Below are 22,249 nucleotides of genomic sequence, written 5' to 3' on the forward strand. Positions count from 1 at the left end.
CAAAAACAAAGCCCGGCGCGAGGCCGGGCTTTGCCTGAAGCATGAAGCGTCCGATTAGTTCTGGACGTTCAGCTCGGTACGACGGTTCTTCGCACGGCCTTCCGGGTTGTCCGAACCATCCGGGTTGGTGTTCGGCGCAATCGGGCGGCTCTCGCCGTAACCGATCGGACCGACCAGACGCGAAGCGTCCACGCCGTTCTTGGTCAGGTAGTCATACACGGTGGTCGCACGACGCTCGGACAGCTTCTGGTTGTAAGCGTCGGTACCCTTCGAGTCGGTGTGACCGGCGACCTCGACCTTCAGGTCGGGGTAACGCTTCAGGATCTCGGTGGCTTCGCTCAGGATCGCGATCGCGTCCGGACGCAGGGTCGACTTGTTGAAGTCGAAGTTGACGCCCTTCAGGTCGATCGAGACCGGCACCGGGCAACCGTCCGGACCGATGGTCTGGCCAGGCTGGGAGGTCGGGCACTTGTCGTCGCAGTTGTTGACGCCGTCACCGTCGTCGTCCAGGTCCGCGCAGCTCGGGGCAGCGGTCGGAGCCGGAGCGGCAACCGGAGCCGACGGCGGCGGGCCGAGCGGGATCACGACGCCGACCGAAGCCAGCACGTCGCCGAACCAGTTCTCGGACGGAGCGGCAACGCTCTGGTCGTCGAAGTCAGCGCGGTAGGCCACTTCGGCACGCACGGCAACGCGCTTGTCGAAGGTGGTCTGCAGACCGACGCCGGCCTTGGCGGCAAAGTTGCCGTCCTTGCGCTGGCCCGGGGACACGGCGCCGCCGGTGTCGAACTCTTCTTCCGAACGCTGGTAGCCCAGACCGAACAGCAGGTACGGGTTCCAGCCACGGCCTTCCTGGATGAAGTGGCGACGCAGGTCGAACGAGATGCCGTACTGGCTCCAGTTCAGGTCCTGGTTGGCGTCGAAGTTCGGGTTCTGATAGTTCAGTTCACCGTCGATCGACCAGTTCGGGCTGACGAACTTGCCCAGACCCAGGGTGACGAACGGGGCGTCGTTGGTCAGACGGTCGTTGTCCTGGAAGTTGAAACCGGCCGAACCGGTCAGGTACCAGCGGTCGTCGAATTCCTGTGCGGACGCTGCCTGGGCGACGGCCAGACCGCCCAGCAATGCGGCGGTGAGAATTTTCTTGTTCATTAATACAGCTCCTTGTTTCGGGGATATAGAAACCGATAGGGCATGGTTCAGTACAGATGTCTCGTCACATCCAGACGGCCGTTCCGCACGCCATCGCCGCGCACATTATGCTCGGCATGGTGAAGACCGCGTTAACAGGCACGTAACATGTGAAACCCACGGCCAGACCCTCGGCGCTCGTGGATACACCGTATACAGCTTCATGAAATGATGCAATGCGGTGCTTGGGGCCCTTCCGGCGCTTGTAGACAGTGTGCCGGTCTTGCACGTCCGTCTCACTCCAGGCGCTCCCAGGGCGGCGGATCGGCCAGCTGAACCTGCATGAACTCGACGAAGGCGCGCACCCGCGGCGGCACCAGCCGGCGCTGCGGCATCACCGCGTAGATGCCGGTCTCGGCGATCGTGTACTGCGGCAGGACCTGGCGCAGGCGCCCGTGCCGCAGATCCTCCGCCACATGCCAGACCGAATGCAGGGCGATCCCCTGGCCATTCAGCACCGCATCGCGCAGCACTTCGCCGAAGTTGGATTCCAGCGGCCCACCGACCTTGACCGCCACCTCGCCCTCGGCGCCGTGCAGGTGCCAGGTGTCCTGGCGGCCTTCGGCGCCGGTCAGCAGCAGGCAGGCGTGCGCGGCCAGGTCCGCCGGGGTGGCCGGTTCGCCGTGGCGGCGCAGGTAGTCGGGAGCGGCGCACAACACCCGGCGGTTGCCGGCCAGGCGCCGCGCCACCAGGCTGGAATCGCGCAGCGCGCCGATCCGGATCGCCAGGTCGAAGCCCTCGCTGACCAGATCCACCACGTTGTCGCTCAGGTGCACGCTCAGCCGGATGTGCGGATACAGGGCCATGAACTGCGGCAGCAGCGGCGACACGTACTGGCGCCCGAACGAGGCCGACATGGTCACCCGCAAGGTGCCGGCGGCGCTGCGGCCGGCTTCGCGCAGGCCGCCGGCCAAGGACTCCAGGTCCTCGACCAGCGCACGGCCCTGTTCGGCCAGCTGCAGGCCTTCGGGCGTGGGATGCAGGCGCCGTGTGGTCCGGTGCAGCAGGCGCACGCCGAGATCGCGCTCGAGCCGCTTCAGCCGCTGGCTGGCGACCGCCACCGACAGGTCCAGGCTGCGTGCGGCGGCGCTGATCGAGCCCAGGTCGAGCACGCGCAGGAACAGCGCGATGTCGCCGATCCGGTCCATTCTCTCGATTCCGTTGAAAGTCACTCAACATATTGCCAGTTTGTGCTGATAAAGCACGGTCATAGGCTGTGGTCCTCCCGCCTTCCGGAACCACCATGCCCCCCTCCCCTTCGCCCGCCACCGCGCCGCCGCCGCGGCTGCCGCTCGCCTTGTTCGCGCTGACCGCCGGCGCGTTCGGCATCGGCACCACCGAGTTCGTGATCATGGGCCTGCTGCTGCAGGTCGCGGCCGACCTGCAGGTCAGCGTGCCCGCGGCCGGGCTGCTGATTTCCGGCTATGCGCTGGGCGTGTTCGTCGGCGCGCCGCTGCTGACCGTGGCCAGCCGGCGCTGGCCGCGCAAGCGCGTGCTGGTGGCGCTGATGCTGGTGTTCACCGCCGGCAACCTGGCCTGCGCGCTGGCGCCGGACTACGCCACGCTGATGGCGGCGCGGGTGGTCACCTCGCTGGCGCACGGCACCTTCTTCGGCGTCGGCGCGGTGGTCGCCACCGGCCTGGTGGCGCCGCAGCGCAAGGCCTCGGCGATCGCCACCATGTTCACCGGACTCACCGTCGCCACCCTGCTGGGGGTGCCGGCCGGCGCCTGGCTGGGCCTGCAGTTCGGCTGGCGCGCGACGTTCTGGGCGGTGGCCGCGATCGGCCTGCTGGCCACCGTGGTGATCGCCGCGCTGGTCCCGGCCAGCGACGACGCCACGCCCGCGCCGCCGCTGCGCGCCGAACTGCACGCAGTCGGTCGCGCGCCGGTGCTGCTCGGGTTGGCGACGACGGTGCTCGGCTATGCCGGCGTGTTCACCGTCTACACCTACATCCAGCCGATCCTGACCCGGGTCACCGGTCTGGCCGACGGCGCGGTGTCGCCGCTGCTGCTGGTGTTCGGGGTGGGCATGATCGTCGGCAACGTGCTCGGCGGGCGCCTGGCCGACCGCCATCCGCGGCAGGCCTTGCCGCTGACCCTGGGCCTGCTGGCGCTGGTGCTGGCGGCGCTGGCCTTCGCGCTGCGCTCGGCGCCGGCGATGGTGCTGTTGGTCGGCCTGCTCGGGGTGGCGGCGTTCGCCACCGTGGCGCCGCTGCAGCTGTGGGTGCTGGGCAAGGCCGGCGACGCCGGACGGCATCTGGCGTCGAGCCTGAACATCGGCGCGTTCAACCTGGGCAATGCGCTGGGCGCCTGGCTCGGCGGACTGGTGATCGGCCACGGCGGCAGCCTGGCGCACTTGCCCTGGGCGGCGGCGCTGGTCACTGCGGCCGGCCTGGCGGTGGCGCTGCTGGCGCTGCGGCTGTCGCCCGCATCCGAACCTGCGCCGGCGGCGGCCTGCGCCGCGGGCGGTGCGGCATGAGCCGGCAGCTGCGCCAGGCCGCGCTGGCCACGGCCTTGCTCGGCGCTGTTGCGTTACCGGCCGGCGCCGCCGAGCGCGACTGGGTCGCGACCTGGCAGGCGAGTCCGCAGCCGCTGTGGGCCGCCGACTTCCCGTTCCCGACCCAGACCCCGTTCAACCTGTGGCGGCAGACCGTGCGCCAGGTGGCGCGGGTCAGCCTGGGCGGCGAGACGGTGCGGGTGGAACTGTCCAACGCCTACGGCCGCGCGCCGTTGCAGATCGGCGCCGCGCACCTGGCGCTGGCCGGCGACGGCGCGGCGATCGTGCCCGGCTCGGACCGCGAGTTGCGCTTCGGCGGGCAGCGCGCGGTGACCATCCCGCCCGGCGCACCGGCGCTCAGCGATCCGGTCGCACTGAACGTGCCGGACCTGGCCCGGCTCAGCGTCAGCCTGTACCTGCCGCAGCCGACCGCGCCGTCCACCTTCCACTGGGAAGGCCTGCAGAGCGCCTGGCTGGCCGCCGGCGAGCGCACCGCGGATGCGGCGCTGGACGACGCCGCGGCGCTGCCGGTGCGACTGTTCGTCAGCGGCATCCAGGTGCGCCGCGCCGACGCCGCCGGCGCGGTGGTGGCGCTGGGCGATTCGATCACCGACGGCGCCGCGTCCACCCCGGGCAGCGATCGGCGCTGGCCGGACCAGCTGGCCACGCGGCTGGCGGCGCAGCGCGTGGCGGTGCTCAACGCCGGGATCTCCGGCGGCCGCGTGCTGCGCGACCGCATGGGCAGCAATGCGCTGGCGCGGCTGGATCGCGACGTGCTGGCGCAACCCGGGGTGCGCACGCTGGTCTTGCTGATCGGCATCAACGACATCAGTTGGTATGCCACGCCGTTCGCGCCGGACGATGCGCCGGTCGCCGCGCAGGAACTGATCGCCGGCTACCGGCAACTGCTGCAGCGTGCGCAGGCGCGCGGCCTGCGCGTGATCGGCGCCACGCTGACCCCGTTCGAGGGCGCGTTGCCGGACACCCCGATCCGCGGCTACTACAGCGCGGACAAGGAGCGCGTGCGCCAGCAGGTCAATGCGTGGATACGCGATGGCAACGGTTTCGATGCGATCATCGATTTCGACGCCCTGCTCCGCGACCCCGCGCACCCCACCCGCATGCTGCCCGCGTTCGATTCCGGCGACCACCTGCACCCCGGCGATGCCGGCTATGCCGCCATGGCCGAGGCCGCCGCGCGCGTGCTCGGCGACAACGCCAACGCCTATCCCGCCGCGGCCTCGCGACGCTGATCGCACCTCCCTTCCGTTCCCCCGCAAAGGAATCCTCACCATGGAATACCGTCATCTCGGCGCCTCCGGCTTCAAGGTCCCCGTCCTCAGCTTCGGCACCGGCACCTTCGCCGGCTCGAACGATTTCTTCGCTGCCTGGGGCAATTCGGACGTGGACCAGGCGCGACGCCTGATCGACATCTGCCTGGAGGCCGGGGTCAACCTGTTCGACAGCGCCGACATCTATTCCGGCGGTGCCGCCGAATCGGTGCTGGGCGCGGCGATCAAGGGCCGCCGCGACCAGGTGCTGATCTCGACCAAGGTCACCTTCCGCTTCGACCCCAACGATCCGAACAGCGTCGGCTCCTCGCGCTTCCACCTGCTGCGCGCGGTCGATGCCGCGCTCAAGCGCCTGGACACCGACTACATCGACCTGTTCCAGTTGCACGGCTTCGATGCGAAGACGCCGGTGGAAGAAACCCTGTCCACGCTCGACGACCTGGTCCGTGCCGGCAAGATCCGCTATCTGGGCATGTCCAATTTCTCCGGCTGGCACCTGATGAAGTCGCTGGCGGTGGCCGACCGCCATGGCTGGTCGCGCTACGTCGCCAATCAGACCTACTACTCGCTGATCGGCCGCGACTACGAGGAAGAACTGATGCCGCTGGGGCTGGACCAGGGCGTCGGCGCGGTGGTGTGGAGCCCGCTGGGCTGGGGCCGGCTGACCGGCAAGCTCCGCCGCGGCCAGCCGCTGCCGGAAAGCAGCCGCCTGCACAACAGCAAGGTCACCGAGGCCGGCCCGCCGGTCGAGGACGAGCGCCTGTACCGGGTGGTCGACGCGCTCGACGCGATCGCCGCCGAGACCGGCAGGAGCGTGCCGCAGATCGCGCTGAACTGGCTGCTGCAGCGGCCCACGGTGAGCAGCGTCATCATCGGCGCGCGCAACGAGGAGCAGTTGCGGCAGAACCTGGGCGCGGTCGGCTGGAATCTCGACGCCGCACAGGTGCAACGGCTGGACGCGGCCAGCGCGGTGGTGCCGCCGTATCCGTACTGGCATCAGCGCGGCTTCGCCGAGCGCAATCCGCGACCGGTCTGAGTCGAATACGCCGCGCGCCGAAACAACCGCTCCCCACTCCTGGAGACACCATGAAAGCCGTCGCCCTGACCCGTTACCTGCCGATCGACGATCCGCAGTCGCTGTTCGATACAGACCTGCCCACCCCGCCCGCTCCCACCGGCTTCGACCTGCTGGTACGGGTCGAAGCGGTGTCGGTCAACCCGGTCGACACCAAGGTGCGCGCCCCCAAGCCGCGGGTGGAAGCGCAGCCCAAGGTGCTCGGCTACGACGCTGCCGGCGTGGTCGAGGCGGTCGGTGCCGATGTCGAGGGTTTCGAACCCGGCGACGAGGTCTACTACGCCGGCGACATCACCCGTTCCGGCAGCAATGCGCAATACCAGTTGGTCGACGCGCGCATCGTCGCGCGCAAGCCGGCGACGCTGGACTTCGCGCAGGCCGCGGCGCTGCCGCTGACCACGCTGACCGCCTGGGAACTGCTGTTCCAGCGCATGCCGTTCGACTTCGACGACGAGCGCAACCGCGGCCGCCGGCTGCTGGTGATCGGCGGCGCCGGCGGCGTCGGCTCGATCGCGATCCAGCTTGCGCGGCACGCCGGCTTCGAGGTCATCGCCACCGCCTCGCGCCAGCAGACCCGCGACTGGTGCCTGCAACTGGGCGCGCAGCACGTGATCGACCACCGCCAGCCGTTAGCGCCGCAGTTGCAGGCGCTGGGCATCGAACAGGTGGATGCGGCGCTGAACCTGGCCGACACCGATCGTTACTGGGACGCGCTCGGCGAACTGGTCGCGCCGCAGGGCCATGTCGGCCTGATCGTGGAACCCGCCGGCGCGCTGCGCATCGGCGATCCGTACAAGGCCAAGTGCATCGGCATCCACTGGGAAATGATGTTCGCGCGGGCGCGCTTCAAGACCGCCGACATGATCGAGCAGCACCGGATCCTGGCGCGCACCGCCAGCCTGATCGATGCCGGCGCGTTGCGCACCACGCTGACCGAGACGCTGGCGCCGATCGATGCGGCCAATCTGCGCGAAGCGCACCGGCGACTGGAATCGGGCAGCACCATCGGCAAGCTGGCGCTGGCCGGCTGGGGCTGAACTGCGCCGCCGCGAGCGCCGCGGCGGCGATGGCTGGCGTCGGAACGGCGTCCGCGCCAGCTTTAAAAGGATCGACGCTGGATCTGCCTGCGCAGGTCGCAGGCGGCGATCGCATCGCCGCCGGCGACCGCGCGCCGTCGCTGCCCCTGGGCGCGGCCGCGGACCGCGTCCGCGCCGGGGCCCGCGCTCATTCGACCGACACGGTGCCCGAGCGCGGGTAGACACGGTAGATGCGGTTGTTGCTGTTGGAGCGGACCCGGATCTCGTCCCCGGCCACGCCGTCGAGATTGGCATAACCGACCAGCGTCCACGAACTGCCGAAGCTGCCGGCACCGTTGATGGTCTGCAGGGTGCCGCTGGCCGGGCGCAGGATCAGCAGGTTGCCGTTGCCGCCCTGCGCCATCGCGACGTCGTTGCCGGCCACGCCGTCCAGGTCGCGCACGCCGTTGTCCAGGGTCGCGTACTGGCTGCCGATCCAGTAGCTGTTCAATGCGCCCGACTTCAGCGAGTAGATCTTCACTTCGCTGGGCAACGCGAGCAGCAGTTCGGCACCGGCGACGCCATTCATGTCGCTGGCGCAGTTGGCGATGTCGGCGCAGATCTTCCAGTTGGTGCCGTTGGTGAGCCAGGTCGTGCGCAGCCCTGTATTGCGGCCGTAGACCACCAGGTTGCTGCCGGCTTCCAGCGGAATTTCGGCGCCGGGCAGGCCGTCCATGTCGGCGACGGCGCCGGCGACGACGCGCGAGGCGGTGCCGATGTAGTGGTCGGTGATGCTGCCGTTCCTGGGATAGACGATGCGCAGCAAGGTCGGCGTGGTGATCGCGATCTCGTTGCCGGCGATGGCGTCCACGTCGGCGAATGCGCCGATGTCCCAACTGGTGGTGCCGATATAGATGGCGGCCGTGGTGCGCGCGTAGTGCTTGACGATGGTGAGCTGGTTGCCCTGCTTGAGCACCACCTCCGCGCCGGGCGATCCGTCCACGTCGATGACCGAGGCCAGCGTCCAGGGGGTGTTGCTCAGCGGATAGCGGGCGGCGGCGCTGCCGCTGACGACATTGATTTCGCTGTAGCCGTTGCAGACCGCTTCCAGACTGCCGTTGCCGTCCAGGTCGGCGGCCTGAATCAGTTCCCCGTAATAGGCGGTGGACGTGCTGCACGACTGTGCGAAGACCTGGGAGGGTGCGGCCGCGGCTGCGGCCATGCACAGCGCAAAGCCCATGTTTCGGATCGGATGGCGCATGGGAAACTCCTTTTAGGGGACAGGTTGGCGACGGTCCGGGGTCCTGCCGCATCCGGACCACCGACGATGACGAACGGCGATGGATTCCCCCCTCCGACGCAGCTGGACAAAACCCGTTTCTGGGATTGCGGTCTTGCTGCCCGGCGTCCGCGCCGCGCGCGGGTGCGCCGCTCGGTCGGCGGCCGGTCCTCGCGCGCCCTCTTGCCGTAGCGCGGGATTCGGGGCAACCTGCGCGCTTCCGTACGCCAGCGTATCCAAAGCCATGTCGCCCGCCTCCGGCCAGCCCGACCCGTCCTCCGCCGCCTATCCGCACCTGTTCGCCCCGCTCGACCTGGGCTTCACCCAGCTGCGCAACCGGGTGCTGATGGGCTCGATGCACACCGGCCTGGAGGATCGCGCGCGCGACTTCCCCAAGCTGGCCGCGTATTTCGCCGAGCGCGCCGCCGGCGGCGCCGGGCTGATCGTCACCGGCGGCTTCGCGCCGAACGTGGTCGGCTGGCTGAAGCCGTTCGGCGGCAAGCTGTCGTGGCCGTGGGAAGTGCGCCCGCACCGGCAGGTGACGCGCGCGGTGCACGACCACGGCGCCAAGATCTGCCTGCAGTTGCTGCATGCCGGGCGCTATGCCTACCACCCGCTGTCGGTGGCGCCGTCGAAGCTGAAGGCGCCGATCAATCCGTTCACGCCGCGCGCCTTGTCCGCCCGCGGGGTCGAGCGCCAGATCGGCGCCTATGCGCGCGCCGCGCGGCTGGCGCGCGAGGCCGGCTACGACGGCGTGGAAGTGATGGGCTCGGAAGGCTATCTGATCAACGAGTTCGTGGCCCCGCGCAGCAATCGCCGCGACGACGCCTGGGGCGGCGACGCGACCAGGCGCATGCGCTTCGCGGTGGAGATCGTGCGCCAGATCCGCGAGGCCTGCGGGCCGGACTTCATCATCATCTACCGGCTGTCGCTGGTGGACCTGGTCGAGGACGGCAGCGACTGGCAGGAGATCGTGGCGCAGGCGCAGGCGATCGAGGCGGCCGGCGCGACGCTGATCAACTCCGGCATCGGCTGGCACGAAGCGCGCGTGCCGACCATCGCCACCTCGGTGCCGCGCGCCGCGTTCGCCGGCGTCACCGCCAAGCTCAAGCCACACGTGCGGGTGCCTCTGATCGCCACCAACCGCATCAACATGCCCGACGTGGCCGAACGCATCCTCGCCGGCGGCGGCGCCGACATGGTGTCGCTGGCGCGGCCGCTGCTGGCCGATCCGCAATGGCCGAACAAGGCGCGGCGCGGCCAGGCGCAGGCGATCAACACCTGCATCGCCTGCAACCAGGCATGCCTGGACCACGTGTTCGAGAACAAGACCGCCAGTTGCCTGGTCAATCCGCGGGCCGCGGCCGAGACCGAACTGAACTACCTGCCCACGACGGCGCCCCGGCGCGTGGCCGTGGTCGGCGCCGGCCCGGCCGGACTGGCCTGCGCCACGGTGGCCGCCGAACGCGGCCACCGCGTCACCCTGTTCGACAGCGCCGCGGAGATCGGCGGCCAGTTCAACGTGGCCAAGCGCATTCCCGGCAAGGAAGAGTTCCACGAGACGTTGCGCTATTTCCGCCACCAGCTCGAGGCCACCGGCGTGGACGTGCGCCTGCACACCACCGCCGATGCGGCGCTGCTGGCCGATTTCGACGAGGTGGTGCTGGCCACCGGCATTCTGCCGCGTGCGGTGGATTTCCCCGGCGCCGATCATCCCAACGTGGTCAGCTATCTCGACGTGCTGCAGGGCCGGGTGCGAGCGGCGGACAAGGTCGCGATCATCGGCGCCGGCGGCATCGGGTTCGACGTCGGCGAGTTCCTGGTGCACGCCGGCGTATCGACCGCACTGGACCCGGCGCGCTGGATGGCCGAATGGGGCGTGGATCCACAGTTCGAGGCGCGCGGCGCGTTGCGCAAGCCGCAGCCGGAAGCGCCGGCGCGCAAGGTGTGGCTGCTGCAGCGCAGTGCCGGCCGTCCCGGCGCGCGCCTGGGCAAGACCACCGGCTGGATCCACCGCGCCACGCTGAAGGCCAAGGGCGTCACCATGCTCGGCGGGGTCGAGTACCTGGGCATGGACGACACCGGCCTGCGCATCCGCGTGGACGGCACCGAGCAGGTGCTGCCGGTCGGCACCGTGGTGGTCTGCGCCGGCCAGGAGCCGCGCCGCGACCTGCACGATGCGCTGCTGGCCGCCGGCCGCAAGCCGCACCTGATCGGCGGCGCCGACGTCGCCGCGGAACTGGATGCCAAGCGCGCCATCGCCCAGGGCAGCCGCCTGGCGGCGCAGTTGTAGGCGCGCTTACCTGGAGCAGGGAAACGACGCGCGCAACGCCTGGATCACCGCGATCGAGGCGCGCTGCTGCAACTGGGCCGGCGGCAGCGCGCTCAGCGCGGTGTACACGCGATCGGCCAGTTCGTGCCGCAGCACGCCGGCACCAGCGCACCATTGCACGCCTTCAGCGCCGTCGGCGACGCCGGCGATGTAGAACTTCGCCGTTTCGCTGGCCTGCTGGCGATGGCGTTCGGCCAGGTGCGGCTCCAGCCCGGCAACGGCATCCGGATCGCCCTTGAGCAGTTGCAGCAAGTGCGTCCCGGAGAGTTGATAGACACCGGCGTTCGATGTCTGCGCAGGCGCTGCCAGCACAGGCGTCGCGCCGCCAGCCGACACGCAAAGCGCGAACAGGAACGGGATGCGCAGGGACATGGACACCTCCTCGGATCGCTCGGGCCGATGCCGCCGATCCTAGCAGGCAACGATCTGCTGGCCCGGACTCGGTGCTGTCGCATCGCGACGCTATAACGCGCAGATGCATCGCACCTCGCCCGCACTGCCCTCGCTGCCGCACGCGGCGCTGGCGGCGTATGCCTGCGCGCATTTCGGCAAGAGCCTGCTGTGGTACGCCGGCGAACTGCTGCTGATCTATTCGCTGACCGAACACGCCGGACTGGAGGCAACCGCCGCCGGGCTGGTATTGGCGCTGGGCCTGCTGGTCAGCGCGGGGATCGGCCTCGGCGCCGGCTGGAGCCTGCGCCGGCAGCTGCGTGGGGTGGCAAGCATCGGGCGCCTGCAATGGCTGGGCCTGAGCGCGGCGGCGCTGGCGCTGCTGCTGGTGTTCGCCGCGCCGCTGCTGCCGGCGCCGCTGCGGCTGGGCTACGTGCTGGTGCTCAGCCTGCTGTTCCGCATCGCCTACGCGGTCTGCGACGTGGCGCAGAACACCTTGTTGAGCCTGGTACGTTGGCCGTGGCGCGGCCACGACGGCGCCAGCGCATTGCGCCTGGCCGGCAGCGGCGTCGCGGCGCTGCTGATCAGCGTGATCGTTGGCGCGATGCTGGCGCGCGGTGCCGAGGGCGCGGCCTTCGCACTGCAGGCCAGCGCCCTGTTGGCCGCGGTGGCGGCGCTGTGCGCCTGGCATCTGCGGCGCGCGCTACTGCGTGAGGGCGCATCGCTCGCGGGCGCCATCGCCGACGCACCGACGCGCACCGAGCCGGCGCCGTGCTGGCGCGCGATTCCCTGGCAGCCGCTGCTGCTGATCGTCGCGATCTCGCTGACCCTGCCCGCCTTCACCAAACTGGCGCCGTACGTGGCCGCCTACGGCCTGCTCTCGCCAGGCTGGGGCAGCGCGGTGCTGATCGCCTATGCGCTGGGGTCGGTGCTGGTGCAGCCGCTGGCCGCTCGGCTGGGCCGGCACCATCCGCCGCGGCAACGGCTGGCCTGGCTCGGCGTGGCGCTGCTGCTGAGCGCGCCACTGTTCGCGCTGGCGCTGCCGGCGCAGCCGCAGCTGAGCCTGCTGGCGGCCGCATGCATCGGCGCGATCGGCGGCAGCAGCGGCCAATTGGTCTGGGCGTGGCATGCGCAATTGACCGCCAAGCGCGCGGTTGCCCAGCACGCGCTGTGCTTCGCCGCATTGGTCGCCAGCGCGCAGGTTGCGCTGGCGGCCGGCATCGCCGTGATCGGACTGCTGCTGGGCGCGGTGGACTACCGCGAGAGCCATTGCCTGCTGTTGCGCTGGGCGATGGCCGCCGGTCCGCTGGCCTGCGGCGCGCTGTGCCTGCTGTTGGCGCTGCTGTCGGGGCGCCGCCCGCTCAGGCGAAGAAGGCTCGCTGCAATGGCATGAGCGCCGCGCCCAGGGTCACCGCGTCGCCAGCGGTACGCGCGATGCGCAGTTCCGGCAGCGGCGGCGCCAGCCCATGCCGGTTGGGCGCACGAGGAATACGGATGCGTTCGATGAGGCGCTCGCCGATCGGCGCCGGCAGGCGCCCGCCGATGACGATCGCCTGCGGATCCAGGGTGTAGGCCAGATACGCGCACAGCTGCGAGAACGGCGCTTCGGCCAGCGCCAGCCAGGCGTCCACGCCCGGGCTGTGCGGGCCGATGTCGCCCAGCATCTGCTCCACGCCGGCGTAGTCCTGCCCGGCCGCGCGCGCCAGCGCCAGCAATGCATCCAGGTTCGGGTAGGCCATGCCGCCGACGGTCCAGATGCCGCCGAACTCGCCGGCGTTGCCGCGATGGCCGCGGAACAGACGGCCGTCGGCGATAATGCCGCCGCCGAAGCCGTTGGTCAGGTGCAGGTAGGCGAAGTCGCGACAGTCGCGGCCGACCCCGTACAGGCTCTCGGCCACCGCCGCCGCCGCGCCGTCGTTCTCCACCGTGACCGCGCAGCCCAGCGCGTCTTCCAGGATCGGCCCCAGCTCGACCTGGGTCCAGTCCTCCAGCGCCGGCGGCCCGGCCATCTGCTGGCCCTGTCCGGTGAAGAAGGCCGAGACCGCCATGCCCGTGCCGACCACCCGCGCCGGATCCACACCGGTTTCGGCGAACAGTTCCTCGCGGAACCGCAGCAGCTGCGCCAGCACCGGGGCGCGCCGCATGTCGGCCAGGCCGATGCGACGCTGGCCGCGCACCGCGCCGGCGAAATCGACCAGGGCCAGCGCCACTACGTCGCCCATCAGGCCGATGCCGAACGCGTAGGCGTAGTCCGGGGCCAGACGCACATCGACGCTGGGGTTGCCACGGCCTTCGGCGGCGCGCGCGCCGAGCTGCACCATCCTGTCCTGGACGAAGCCCTGCAGCAGGCGTGCAACCGTGGGCTGCGACAGGCCCAGGTCGCGACTCAGCGCCGCCTGGGTCTGCACCCCTGCCTTGAACACACGGTCGAGCAACTGGCGGCCGCCGGCGCTGACGCGCGGCGGAAAATCGGCATGGAGCATGGGACGACGCGGACCCCGCAGTGGATGTGCGGCAACGCTAGCATGTGGACACGAAAGTTTCATACATGGTAAATACTATTACCCCCACATACTTTTAATGGGGGAGTTCCACATGCGCACCAACCATCCACACCTGAGCCTGCTCGCGCTGGCGCTGGCTTCCGTTTTCGCCGCCGGCGCCCATGCCGAGGAGCCGCCGCAGGCGCCCGCCGCCGACGCCACCACCACCCTGGATCAGATCGTCGTCACCGGCACCCCGCAGGGCCAGTCGCAGAAGGACGCGCCGTTCGCGATCAGCGTGGTGTCGAAGCAACGCCTGGATCGCGCGGCGCCGAGCAGCAGCGTCGACATGCTGCGCGCCGTGCCCGGCTTCTCGGCCGAACCCTCCGGCGGCCAGGGCGGCGGCCAGAACCTGTACGTGCGCGGCCTGCCCGCCGGCGGCTGGTACTACGTGCAGTATCAGGAAGACGGCATGACCCTGTTCGACGAACCGCAGGAAAGCTTCTTCAACGTCGATACGCTGTTTTCGCTGGACATGATGACCGAGCGCCTGGAAGTGGTGCGCGGCGGCACCTCGCCGCTGTTCGCGACCAACGCGCCGGGCGGCACGGTCAACGCCATCACCCGCCACGGCACCGCCACGCCCGAGGGCGCGGTGCGCATGACCGTCGGCAGCGACGGCCTGCGCCGCGAGGACGCCTACAGCTCCGGCCCGCTGAGCGAGAACGTGCTGTACAGCATCGGCGGCTACCACCGCCGCGACGACGGCCTGCGCGAGACCGGCTACACCGCCGACAAGGGCGGCCAGTTGCGCGGCAACCTGACCTTCCTGATGGGCGATGCGATCCTCGACGTGGACGCCAAGTACCTCGACGACCGCACCGCGTTCTACAACCCGATCCCGCTGGACGATCCGCGCACGCCCTCGCAGTCGCTGTCGGCGCTGCTCGACCCGCTGGACGGCACCCTGCTGTCCAACGACCTGCGCCACACCACGGTGCCGACCTTCGACGGCAACCGCCTCGTGTCCCGCAACCTGGACCTGGCCGACGGCATCCACAACAAGGTCAAGCAACTCGGCACCCACCTGGAGTGGAACCTGGACGACGGCCTGACCCTGAACAATCGCATGCGCTTCGTCGATGCCGAGGTGGACTACACCGCGCTGTTCTCCGGCGCCGCGCCATCCGACGCCGCCGCCTATCTGTCCACCCAGCTCGGCCGCGCGCGCACCGGCTTCGGCAACCGCGTGGCCCGCGTCGGCTACGTCAGCAGCGGCGACGGCGCCGTCTACGACCCGGCCGGCGCCGACGGCCTGGTGCTGGAAAGCGGCCTGTGGAACGCACGCACCCACCTGCGCACGCTGTCCGACGATCTGCGCCTGAGCAAGGCATTCGGCGAATCGGCGCTCGGCCAGCACACGCTCACCGCCGGCGTGAACGTGCAGCACTTCGAATACGCCCAGGACCGCCTGCAGAACACCGTGCTGACCACGCTGCAGAACAATGCGCAGCGCCTGGACGTGCTGGCCTACGACGCGGCCGGCAACGTGGTCGGCGCGGTCACCCAGAACGGCTTCGTGCGCTACGGCAACGGCGTCACCCGCGGTTTCGCCAACGGCACCTACCTGTCGCCGTACCTGTGGGACTCGGTGCGCTTCGGCCGCTTCGGCGTGGATGCCGGCGTGCGCTACACCCGCTACAGCGCCGACGGCGGCGTGTACGCCAACACCACGCGCAACCTCGGCGATTCCACCACCCTGGCCGACGACAACGCCGGCGGCCTCAGCGGCGCGTTCAGCGCGCGCGAGGATCGTCGCCATGCCACGCAGTGGACGCTAGGCGCCGAGTTCGCGCTGACCCCGCAGTTGCAGACCTTCGCCCGCTACACCACCTCGCAGCGCCTGCCGCGGCTGCAGAACGTCTACCAGACGCAGAACGCGGCAGTCACCGACATCGACCAGGCCGAGGCCGGCCTGCGCGGCGCCTTCGGCGATACCTTCTCGTTCTCCACCGTCGGTTTCTGGAGCCGCTTCAACGATCTGTCGATCAGCGCGATCGTGCTCGACGCGACCGGTGCGGTGCAGACCCTGGCCCTGGTCGGCCAGACCCAGACCTTCGGCCTGGAGTCGGAGTTCACCTGGCGCCCGTCGGCCTATTTCGGTGTGACCGGCTCGGCGACGCTGCAGGATCCGCAAACCCGCAGCCTGAGCAACGCCACCACCGGCGCCAGCTACGGCGACCTGGACGGCAAGCAGATCTCGCGCATCCCCAAGTTCATCGCCTCGCTCAGCCCGACCCTGTACTTCGACATCGCCGGGCGTCCGCTCGAACTCTCGGCCACCGCCTACCGCATGGGCCAGCGCTACGTCGACTACACCAACGCCACCGCCCTGCCCGCCTACACCACCTACGACCTGGGCCTGTTCGCCCACCTCAGCGACAACCTGGAACTGCAGCTGCATGCGGCCAACGTCGACAACAGCATCGGCCTGACCGAAGGCAACGCGCGGGTGGATACGCTGTCCGGGCAAGGCACCGCAGAGGCGATCTACGCGCGTCCGATCTTCGGCCGCAACTACAACGCATCGCTGACCTGGCGGTGGTGAGCATGCGCTGCCGCAAACTGCTGATGGGCGCGGCGATCTGGCTGCCGCTGATGACGGCGACGGCGACGGACTTGCCGGAGCGCCTGCGCGATCCGCACGGCGATGCGCTGGTGGTGTCGCACCGCGCATGCTGGAAGTTCGCCTCGGAGAACACCCTCGACGGCATCGCCGCGTGCATCGCGCACGGCGTGGACATGGTCGAAGTGGATGTGCGCACCACGCGCGACGGGACGCTGGTGTTGATGCACGACGAGACCGTGGACCGCACCACCGACGGACATGGCGCGGTAGCCGACCTGGACGCGGCGCAGATCGCCGCGTTGCGCGTGCGCAGCCGCGGCGGCGGCCGCACCAGCACCCTGACCGAGCGCCCCCCCCCGACGCTGGCGCAGGCGCTGGCAACGGCGCGCGGCAAGGTGCTGGTGAACCTGGACGTCAAGGCCGCCGCGCTCGACCAGATCATGGACGTGGTCGAGGCGGCCGGTGCGCAACGCGACGTGCTGTTGAACATCCCGCTGGACGTGCCGCAGGCGGCGCTGCAGCGCGCGCACGCGGCCGGCATCGCGTTGCAGGTGCTGTACCTGCAACGCGACACCGCGCTTTCGCCGCAACAGGCGCTGCGCCGCGCCGCCGCGTTGCGTCCGGCGGTGGTGCAGGTGATGTTCGACGACCCGGCGGTGCTGGATATCGCCCAACGCGAACTGGCGCCACGCACGCGCCTGTTCGTCAACACGATGACCAACGACATCGCCAGCGGCCGGCCGATGCGGCTGTCGGCGGACTACACCGACCAGCGCGCGCTGCGCGATCCGGCCAGCGTCTGGGGCGCGCTGCGCGCGCATGGGGTGAGCATGATCCAGACCGACGAACCAGCGGCATTGCAACGCTATTTGCGCGCATCGGACATGCGCCGGTAGCCGTCGTCGATCTCAATCCTCGCGACGCGGCGACAGTCGCGACGCGTCGCGGGGAGCCAAGCCCCAGACGGTCGGCATGGAGCCAGATCGCGCCCATGGATGGCGCAGCCGTCGTTCCGAGCGATTCGCCGCGACGGTCGCGCCAACACGGTCGGCCGCCATCGGCGTCATTGCGCCTGTGTCACGTCCATCCATCCACTCCCAACAGGAGAGCACATGAAATCGTCCAAGAAACGCTTCAAACGCCTATCGCTGGTACTGGCCTGCGCCTCGCTGACCGTGTTGTCCGGCCTCGCCTCGGCGGCCAACAACTGGAATCCGCAGCACATCCTCAACGCCATGAAAAGCCCCTACCAGGGCAGCCGCGCCAGCGTCGCGGTGATCGCGCATCGCGGCCTGGTCGGCAACGGCTGCCCGGAAAATTCCACCTGCTCCATCCTCAACACCTACAACAACAACATCGAAGCGATCGAACTGGACGTCAAGCAGTCCTCCGACGGGCAGCCGTGGCTGTTCCACGACCAGAACGCCGGCCGCGTGATCGCCCATTCGCCGAGCTTCAACATCTTCGAGCCGGGCAACGGCTGGAATCCGGACATCCGCACCATGACCAGCCACGAGCTGGTCAATTCGTTCCTGCGCGACAAGAACTTCGCCAAGACCAACTACCGCCCGGTGCCGCTGGCCAACGCGTTGGATGCCGTGCACCGCAACGCCAATCACATGGTCGTGGTGCTGGACCTGAAGACCCTGGATGCGGTGTCGCGCGCCGCCGACCTGGCCCTCTACCTGGGCATGCAGAACCAGGTGGTACTGAAGTTCAGCGCCTCGCTGCTGCCGCGCACGCCAAGCGACATCACCCGTTACACCAAGGGCGTCGCGTTCGCACCGACCGTCTACGCTGGCGACATGGACAGGCTCGCCGACGGCGGCTACACCGGCCTGTGCGGAACGATCAGCCCCAACACGCCGTTCTGCCGCGTCAATGCGTGGATCGAACAGGCGCGCGGCGAGAAAGGCTTCGCCTGGCTGGAAATCGGCAACAAACAACCGCGCCGCAGCGATCCGACCGGCGAACTGCTGGCCGGCGAGCAGGCCAATCACCGCGCGCTCGGTGCGTTCTCGCCGGTGCCCGAGTACCGCCTCGGCAGCCACGACGGCCAGCACTTCGTGCGCAGCAACGGCACCTGCTGCGCGGCGCTGAGCGACTACCTGACGCGCACCAAGTACTTCGGCAACGAAGTCGCCGACGACCGCTCCGACTTCGGCGTGCAGGCGTTGGCCGGCTTCACCAGCATCATCAGCGACGACCCGCTCAGCATTACCCGTTCGCGCATTTTCCGGAATACCTCGCGCTACGAGTGATCGCGGCATGATCCGGCCGGGGAGTTCGCTCCCCGGCTTCCCGCTGCACTCTCCACCCAGGAAGCATCCGCTATGCGTCCCGTTCCCCGTCCACGTCCCCGTCACCTGCTTGTCCTGCTTCTCGTCGCCGGCGTGAGCTGGCTCCTGTTGCAACGCGCAGCGACTGCGCAAGGCGCACGCGCCGCCACGGCGCCAGTCGCCGCGCCGGCATCCGCGCATCGCGCTGTCGCCGCGACCGACATGCCGTCCGCATCACCGTCTTCCACCGACACCGTGCCCGGCCCATCGGCGCGCGAGGTCATCGCCGCGGCGCAGGCGCTACCGGCCGATTTCCAGGCCGACGCGCTGCTGCGCATCGCCGACGCCAAAGACCTGCCGTCGCCGGCCGGCAGCGATCGCCGCGACGCCGCGCTGCGCCTGGCGCAACAGGCGTCGGTCCTGGCGGAACGCGCGATGCGGCGCATGCCCGGCCTGGCCAGCGCCGGCTATGTCAGCGAAGAGCACGGCGACGAATTGCGCGATACCCGCACCGCCGGCCTGGACCGGCTGTCGCTGCAAACGCGCGCTGCGCGCATCCTGGCGACGTCTCCCGCACAGGCGGCCGCACTGTTCGCAGCGCTGCCGACGCCGCAGGCCGCCGGCTGCGATGCCGAGCTGATCGACGATCCCAGCCCGACCTACGCGTTGGCGACCGCACTGCAGCCGGCCCAGGCCGCGCCGCAGGCGGCGGCGCTCGCCGAGCGCGTGGACAAGGCGCAACAGGAAACCGACGTGGCGCCGGCGCTGAAGATGGTGCTCGCCAGCACGGCGCTGGAGCGCAACGGCCAGGCCCAGGTCGCCGACAGCCTGGTGCGCATGTTCGCGCGCATCCGCGGCAACGATCCGAGCTTCACCGCCACCGAGCTGAGCGTCGCCGCGGACATGCCGCTGCTGCTGCAATGGCTGCAGGACGCGGCACTGCGCGAGCGGCTGCATGCGGCGTACCGCACCTATGTCGCGGCGCATCTGGCGCAGGCGCGTTGCCCGGCGAGCCTGCTCGGCAACCACTGGCTGCTCGAGCAGCGTTTCGTCGCCGAACTGCCGAACGAACGCATCCCGCCGGCACCGCCGGTGGCGCAGGAATCGATCGACGACGAGGCGGTTTCGCTGATCCGCGAAGCCGGCTACAACGTGCGCACGCAACTGCTGCTGCCCGACGCCTCCGCCGCCGACCCGGCGCTGGAAAAAGCCTCCGCCGAATTCCTCGACCAGCTCGACCATGGCGTTCTGCAGCAGACCGCGGCAGGCGATGGCAGCGGCCGCGTGCAGCGTGCACGGCTGCGCGAACTGCTGCGCTATCTGGAATATGCGCCGAGCGGCGCGTCGCGCGATCGCGGCGTCGCGCTGATGGCGTCGTTGCTGTCCGGCCCCTACTACGCGCAGGACCACGACACCTGGTTCGGCGATCTGCGCGTAGTCGCCGGGCAGATGCAGCGCTGGCCCGACCACGCGCAACGGCTCGCGCAGTTGGCCGAGCATCGCGATCCGGTGGTGAAGGTCTACGCGATGCTGATGCAACGCGGTCAGTTTCCCTGACCCTGGTTGCAGCGGATACACCACGCTTCGATACCTCCGCGCGCGGGGTCACGCGCCGCGCGCACCACACGGATAGTGAACCCTGTCAACAACCGGGGTTCAGTTGCGATTGGGGAAGCGGCGCCTATTGTGCGCGCCACTTCCGATCCGCCCATCTTGGTGGATCCGCCGGCCTCCAGATTGCGCCGGCACCCGGGCGACCCGTGACAGGCCGCCTCCCCATGACGCCAAGCCGCATCGCCTTGCCGCGCCACCCGGTGCAGCCCCGATGACGGCCCATACGGAGCAAGGAGTTATATGAAACTGGCCTGGATACTCTGGCTGTCGCAACTGTTGCCGCAACCCGCCGCCGATTCGCTGTGTCTGAGCACCACCGTCTATCTGGAAGCGCGCGACCAGACGCTGCGCGGCCAGCAGGCGGTCGCCGAGGTGGCGCTGCGGCGCCTGGACAGCGGGCTGTGGGGCAACTCGATGTGCCAGGTGGTCACCGCGCGCAAACAGTTCGCGCCGGGCCTGGTGAAACCCGGCACCGAACTGAAGAACGACGACGCCTGGGCCGATGCGGTCAACGTCGCCTTCGCCGCCGAGCGCAACTGGGCGCTGCCGCAGGGCCAGCGCAAGGAGATCGTGCCCGGCGCCAGCCACTTCGCCGCGCATGCGATCGCCAGCCCGAGCTGGCGCAACGCCTACCAGGTGGCGACGATCGGCGACCACACGTTCTACCGCGTGCAGAAGCTGCGGCCGCGCAACGCGTCCTGACCGGCCAGCGCGGCGCTATCGCCAACCGCACGCAGGGCCGGGTACGCTTCCCGGCCCTTTGTTCGTGCGGAGTCTGCAATGAAACTGTATGCCAAGCCCGGCGCCTGCTCGCTGGCCGACCACATCGCGCTGCGCTGGGCGGGATTGCCGTTCGAACTGGAAGTGCTCGACGCCGCGTCGATGAAGGCACCGGCCTATCTCGCGCTCAATCCCGCCGGCGCGGTGCCCGCGCTGCAGGTGGACGAGTGGGTGCTGACCCAGAACTCGGCGATCCTCAACTACATCGCCGATAGCGCACCCGCGGCACAGCTGACGGGCGACGGCAGCGCGCGCAGTCGCGCCGAAGTGCAGCGCTGGCTCGCCTTCCTCAACGCCGACCTGCATCCGGCCTTCCATCCGTTGTTCGGCAGCACGCGCTACCTCGAGGACGCGGCGGTGATCGCGCGCACCCAGGAACATGCGCGCGAACGCCTGCGTACGCTGTACGCGCGCGTGGACGCGCAGCTGGCGACGCAGCAATGGCTCGCCGGCACGCAGCGTTCGATCGCCGATGCGTATCTGTTCGTCACCCTGCGGTGGGCGCAGGCGCTGAAGATCGAACTCGGCGCCAACCTGCAGGACTTCTTCGCGCGCATGGCAGCCGATCCGCAGGTGCAGGCGGCGCTGCAGGCCGAAGGCTTGAATTGAGCAAGCGCAGTCAGAGCGCATCCTGATCTGTCTGCAGACAGACGAAACCTGCAGGAGCGGCTTCAGCCGCGACAGGCGGCACCGGGACATCCTGTCGCGGCTGAAGCCGCTCCTACAACAGCGGACCTTGCTTCCTCGCCATCACATGCCGGCGTTTGCGTGCGCACGCCATCGGCGCTCGATCGCAGCTAACGCCGCTCGTCGTCAAGCGTGTCCTGCAGCCAACGCGCAGCCAGCGCTGGCGACTTGGCCTTGCCGAGCGCGGCGGTGAACTCCGGCAGCAGCGCTTCGAGCGCGGCGGCGTCGCTGCAGCGCTCGATCCGCAACTGCATGAAATAACCCTTCAGCCCCAGATACTTGCGCACCGCTTCGCTCATCGCGTCGTAAAGGCGCGAATAGCGTTGCGCCGCTTCGTGCGATACCGGCGCATCGCCCGGACTGGCCAGCGGATCGATGGCGCCGGCCGACGTCGCCGCTGCCGGCGGCGTGCCCGATGGCGATATCGATGACGATGCTGCAGGCGCAGGCGAGGCCGACGCATCGCCGCCGCGGGCGATCAGGCCCATCTGCTGCAGCTGCGCCAAGGCGTCTTCCGGCGCATGCAGGCCGGCGACGATCTGCTGCAGCGCGCTGTCGTCCTTGTGCCCATCCACCACCAGCAGGATCGAGCGCAACTGCGCCGGCAACCGGCGTGCGCGGTCCGCGATCTCCTGCCGTCCGGCGTCGGTCTTGGCATAGCGCTCGCTCATTCGCCACCCTCCCCTGTGATTGCGCGTCAGCGGCAGC

Annotated in this window: 18 protein-coding genes; 12 read left to right on the top strand and 6 right to left on the bottom strand. The window is 69.8% G+C overall.

The window, feature by feature from the left end:
• Positions 1-54 precede the first annotated feature (54 nt).
• Positions 55-1,149: an OmpA family protein gene (locus H9658_RS08660; protein ID WP_145701647.1), complete on the bottom strand. Its 1,095-nt coding sequence runs from the start codon at positions 1,147-1,149 to the stop codon at positions 55-57.
• A gap of 275 nt (positions 1,150-1,424) precedes the next feature.
• The gene (locus H9658_RS08665; RefSeq protein ID WP_179570602.1) at positions 1,425-2,336 is read right to left on the bottom strand and encodes a LysR family transcriptional regulator; all 912 of its coding nucleotides are present in this window, start codon (positions 2,334-2,336) and stop codon (positions 1,425-1,427) included.
• 95 nt (positions 2,337-2,431) lie between these two features.
• Here H9658_RS08665 and H9658_RS08670 point away from each other — a divergent pair, with 95 nt between their 5' ends.
• Genes H9658_RS08670 through H9658_RS08685 form a run of 4 tightly spaced genes read left to right on the top strand, consistent with a single transcriptional unit; the run spans position 2,432 to position 7,089 of the window.
• Positions 2,432-3,667 carry an MFS transporter gene (locus H9658_RS08670; protein WP_191825051.1) on the top strand — a complete coding sequence of 412 codons (1,236 nt, stop codon included), beginning with the start codon at positions 2,432-2,434 and terminating at the stop codon, positions 3,665-3,667.
• A complete protein-coding gene (locus tag H9658_RS08675; protein ID WP_191825052.1) occupies positions 3,664-4,938 on the top strand; it encodes an SGNH/GDSL hydrolase family protein in 1,275 nt (424 codons plus the stop codon). Before H9658_RS08670 ends, H9658_RS08675 begins: the two co-directional genes overlap by 4 nt.
• A 40-nt stretch (positions 4,939-4,978) precedes the next feature.
• Entirely contained in the window at positions 4,979-6,013 is a 1,035-nt protein-coding gene (locus H9658_RS08680) for an aldo/keto reductase (protein ID WP_191825053.1), read from the top strand.
• Positions 6,014-6,063: 50 nt separating this feature from the next.
• Positions 6,064-7,089 (top strand): zinc-binding alcohol dehydrogenase family protein, encoded by a 1,026-nt coding sequence (locus H9658_RS08685; protein WP_191825054.1) that lies wholly within the window; start codon positions 6,064-6,066, stop codon positions 7,087-7,089.
• 187 nt (positions 7,090-7,276) lie between these two features.
• On the opposite strand, the gene H9658_RS08690 is transcribed toward H9658_RS08685, so the two are convergent.
• Positions 7,277-8,329, bottom strand: coding sequence for a PA5033 family protein (locus H9658_RS08690; protein ID WP_191825055.1), 1,053 nt, complete (start codon positions 8,327-8,329; stop codon positions 7,277-7,279).
• 262 nt (positions 8,330-8,591) lie between these two features.
• Here H9658_RS08690 and H9658_RS08695 point away from each other — a divergent pair, with 262 nt between their 5' ends.
• Entirely contained in the window at positions 8,592-10,640 is a 2,049-nt protein-coding gene (locus H9658_RS08695; protein WP_191825056.1) for an NADPH-dependent 2,4-dienoyl-CoA reductase, read from the top strand.
• Positions 10,641-10,646: 6 nt separating this feature from the next.
• On the opposite strand, the gene H9658_RS08700 is transcribed toward H9658_RS08695, so the two are convergent.
• Entirely contained in the window at positions 10,647-11,051 is a 405-nt protein-coding gene (locus H9658_RS08700; protein ID WP_191825057.1) for a Rap1a/Tai family immunity protein, read from the bottom strand.
• 103 nt (positions 11,052-11,154) lie between these two features.
• Between H9658_RS08700 and H9658_RS08705 the strand changes: the two genes are divergently transcribed.
• Entirely contained in the window at positions 11,155-12,462 is a 1,308-nt protein-coding gene (locus H9658_RS08705; RefSeq protein ID WP_191825058.1) for an MFS transporter, read from the top strand.
• Here H9658_RS08705 and H9658_RS08710 read toward each other — a convergent pair.
• A complete protein-coding gene (locus H9658_RS08710; protein WP_179570593.1) occupies positions 12,431-13,552 on the bottom strand; it encodes an ROK family protein in 1,122 nt (373 codons plus the stop codon). The two genes, H9658_RS08705 and H9658_RS08710, sit on opposite strands and share 32 nt — an antisense overlap.
• Before the next feature lie 112 nt (positions 13,553-13,664).
• Here H9658_RS08710 and H9658_RS08715 point away from each other — a divergent pair, with 112 nt between their 5' ends.
• The 6 genes from H9658_RS08715 to H9658_RS08740 all read left to right on the top strand — a co-directional run bounded on the left by H9658_RS08715 (position 13,665) and on the right by H9658_RS08740 (position 21,463).
• Positions 13,665-16,160 (top strand): TonB-dependent receptor, encoded by a 2,496-nt coding sequence (locus H9658_RS08715; protein ID WP_191825059.1) that lies wholly within the window; start codon positions 13,665-13,667, stop codon positions 16,158-16,160.
• 2 nt (positions 16,161-16,162) lie between these two features.
• Positions 16,163-17,077 carry a glycerophosphodiester phosphodiesterase family protein gene (locus H9658_RS08720; protein WP_225209832.1) on the top strand — a complete coding sequence of 305 codons (915 nt, stop codon included), beginning with the start codon at positions 16,163-16,165 and terminating at the stop codon, positions 17,075-17,077.
• 216 nt (positions 17,078-17,293) lie between these two features.
• Positions 17,294-18,442, top strand: coding sequence for a glycerophosphodiester phosphodiesterase family protein (locus H9658_RS08725; RefSeq protein WP_191825060.1), 1,149 nt, complete (start codon positions 17,294-17,296; stop codon positions 18,440-18,442).
• A 240-nt stretch (positions 18,443-18,682) separates the two neighbouring features.
• The gene (locus tag H9658_RS08730; RefSeq protein ID WP_225209833.1) at positions 18,683-20,017 is read left to right on the top strand and encodes a hypothetical protein; all 1,335 of its coding nucleotides are present in this window, start codon (positions 18,683-18,685) and stop codon (positions 20,015-20,017) included.
• 297 nt (positions 20,018-20,314) lie between these two features.
• Positions 20,315-20,776, top strand: a complete 462-nt coding sequence (locus H9658_RS08735; protein WP_145701667.1) for a cell wall hydrolase — start codon at positions 20,315-20,317, stop codon at positions 20,774-20,776.
• Between the two features lie 78 nt (positions 20,777-20,854).
• Positions 20,855-21,463, top strand: a complete 609-nt coding sequence (locus tag H9658_RS08740) for a glutathione binding-like protein (RefSeq protein ID WP_191825062.1) — start codon at positions 20,855-20,857, stop codon at positions 21,461-21,463.
• Between the two features lie 188 nt (positions 21,464-21,651).
• On the opposite strand, the gene H9658_RS08745 is transcribed toward H9658_RS08740, so the two are convergent.
• Positions 21,652-22,212 (bottom strand): hypothetical protein, encoded by a 561-nt coding sequence (locus tag H9658_RS08745; protein WP_191825063.1) that lies wholly within the window; start codon positions 22,210-22,212, stop codon positions 21,652-21,654.
• Positions 22,213-22,249: the final 37 nt, after the last annotated feature.

The organism is Xanthomonas bonasiae, assembly GCF_014836395.1.
GTDB lineage: Bacteria > Pseudomonadota > Gammaproteobacteria > Xanthomonadales > Xanthomonadaceae > Xanthomonas_A > Xanthomonas_A bonasiae.

Coding starts and splice junctions, on each gene's coding strand:
- H9658_RS08660 (WP_145701647.1), bottom strand. CDS start 1,149: ATGAACAAGAAAATTCTCACCGCCGCATTGCTGGGCGGTCTGGCCGTC.
- H9658_RS08665 (WP_179570602.1), bottom strand. CDS start 2,336: ATGGACCGGATCGGCGACATCGCGCTGTTCCTGCGCGTGCTCGACCTG.
- H9658_RS08670 (WP_191825051.1), top strand. CDS start 2,432: ATGCCCCCCTCCCCTTCGCCCGCCACCGCGCCGCCGCCGCGGCTGCCG.
- H9658_RS08675 (WP_191825052.1), top strand. CDS start 3,664: ATGAGCCGGCAGCTGCGCCAGGCCGCGCTGGCCACGGCCTTGCTCGGC.
- H9658_RS08680 (WP_191825053.1), top strand. CDS start 4,979: ATGGAATACCGTCATCTCGGCGCCTCCGGCTTCAAGGTCCCCGTCCTC.
- H9658_RS08685 (WP_191825054.1), top strand. CDS start 6,064: ATGAAAGCCGTCGCCCTGACCCGTTACCTGCCGATCGACGATCCGCAG.
- H9658_RS08690 (WP_191825055.1), bottom strand. CDS start 8,329: ATGCGCCATCCGATCCGAAACATGGGCTTTGCGCTGTGCATGGCCGCA.
- H9658_RS08695 (WP_191825056.1), top strand. CDS start 8,592: ATGTCGCCCGCCTCCGGCCAGCCCGACCCGTCCTCCGCCGCCTATCCG.
- H9658_RS08700 (WP_191825057.1), bottom strand. CDS start 11,051: ATGTCCCTGCGCATCCCGTTCCTGTTCGCGCTTTGCGTGTCGGCTGGC.
- H9658_RS08705 (WP_191825058.1), top strand. CDS start 11,155: ATGCATCGCACCTCGCCCGCACTGCCCTCGCTGCCGCACGCGGCGCTG.
- H9658_RS08710 (WP_179570593.1), bottom strand. CDS start 13,552: ATGCTCCATGCCGATTTTCCGCCGCGCGTCAGCGCCGGCGGCCGCCAG.
- H9658_RS08715 (WP_191825059.1), top strand. CDS start 13,665: ATGCGCACCAACCATCCACACCTGAGCCTGCTCGCGCTGGCGCTGGCT.
- H9658_RS08720 (WP_225209832.1), top strand. CDS start 16,163: ATGCGCTGCCGCAAACTGCTGATGGGCGCGGCGATCTGGCTGCCGCTG.
- H9658_RS08725 (WP_191825060.1), top strand. CDS start 17,294: ATGAAATCGTCCAAGAAACGCTTCAAACGCCTATCGCTGGTACTGGCC.
- H9658_RS08730 (WP_225209833.1), top strand. CDS start 18,683: ATGCCGTCCGCATCACCGTCTTCCACCGACACCGTGCCCGGCCCATCG.
- H9658_RS08735 (WP_145701667.1), top strand. CDS start 20,315: ATGAAACTGGCCTGGATACTCTGGCTGTCGCAACTGTTGCCGCAACCC.
- H9658_RS08740 (WP_191825062.1), top strand. CDS start 20,855: ATGAAACTGTATGCCAAGCCCGGCGCCTGCTCGCTGGCCGACCACATC.
- H9658_RS08745 (WP_191825063.1), bottom strand. CDS start 22,212: ATGAGCGAGCGCTATGCCAAGACCGACGCCGGACGGCAGGAGATCGCG.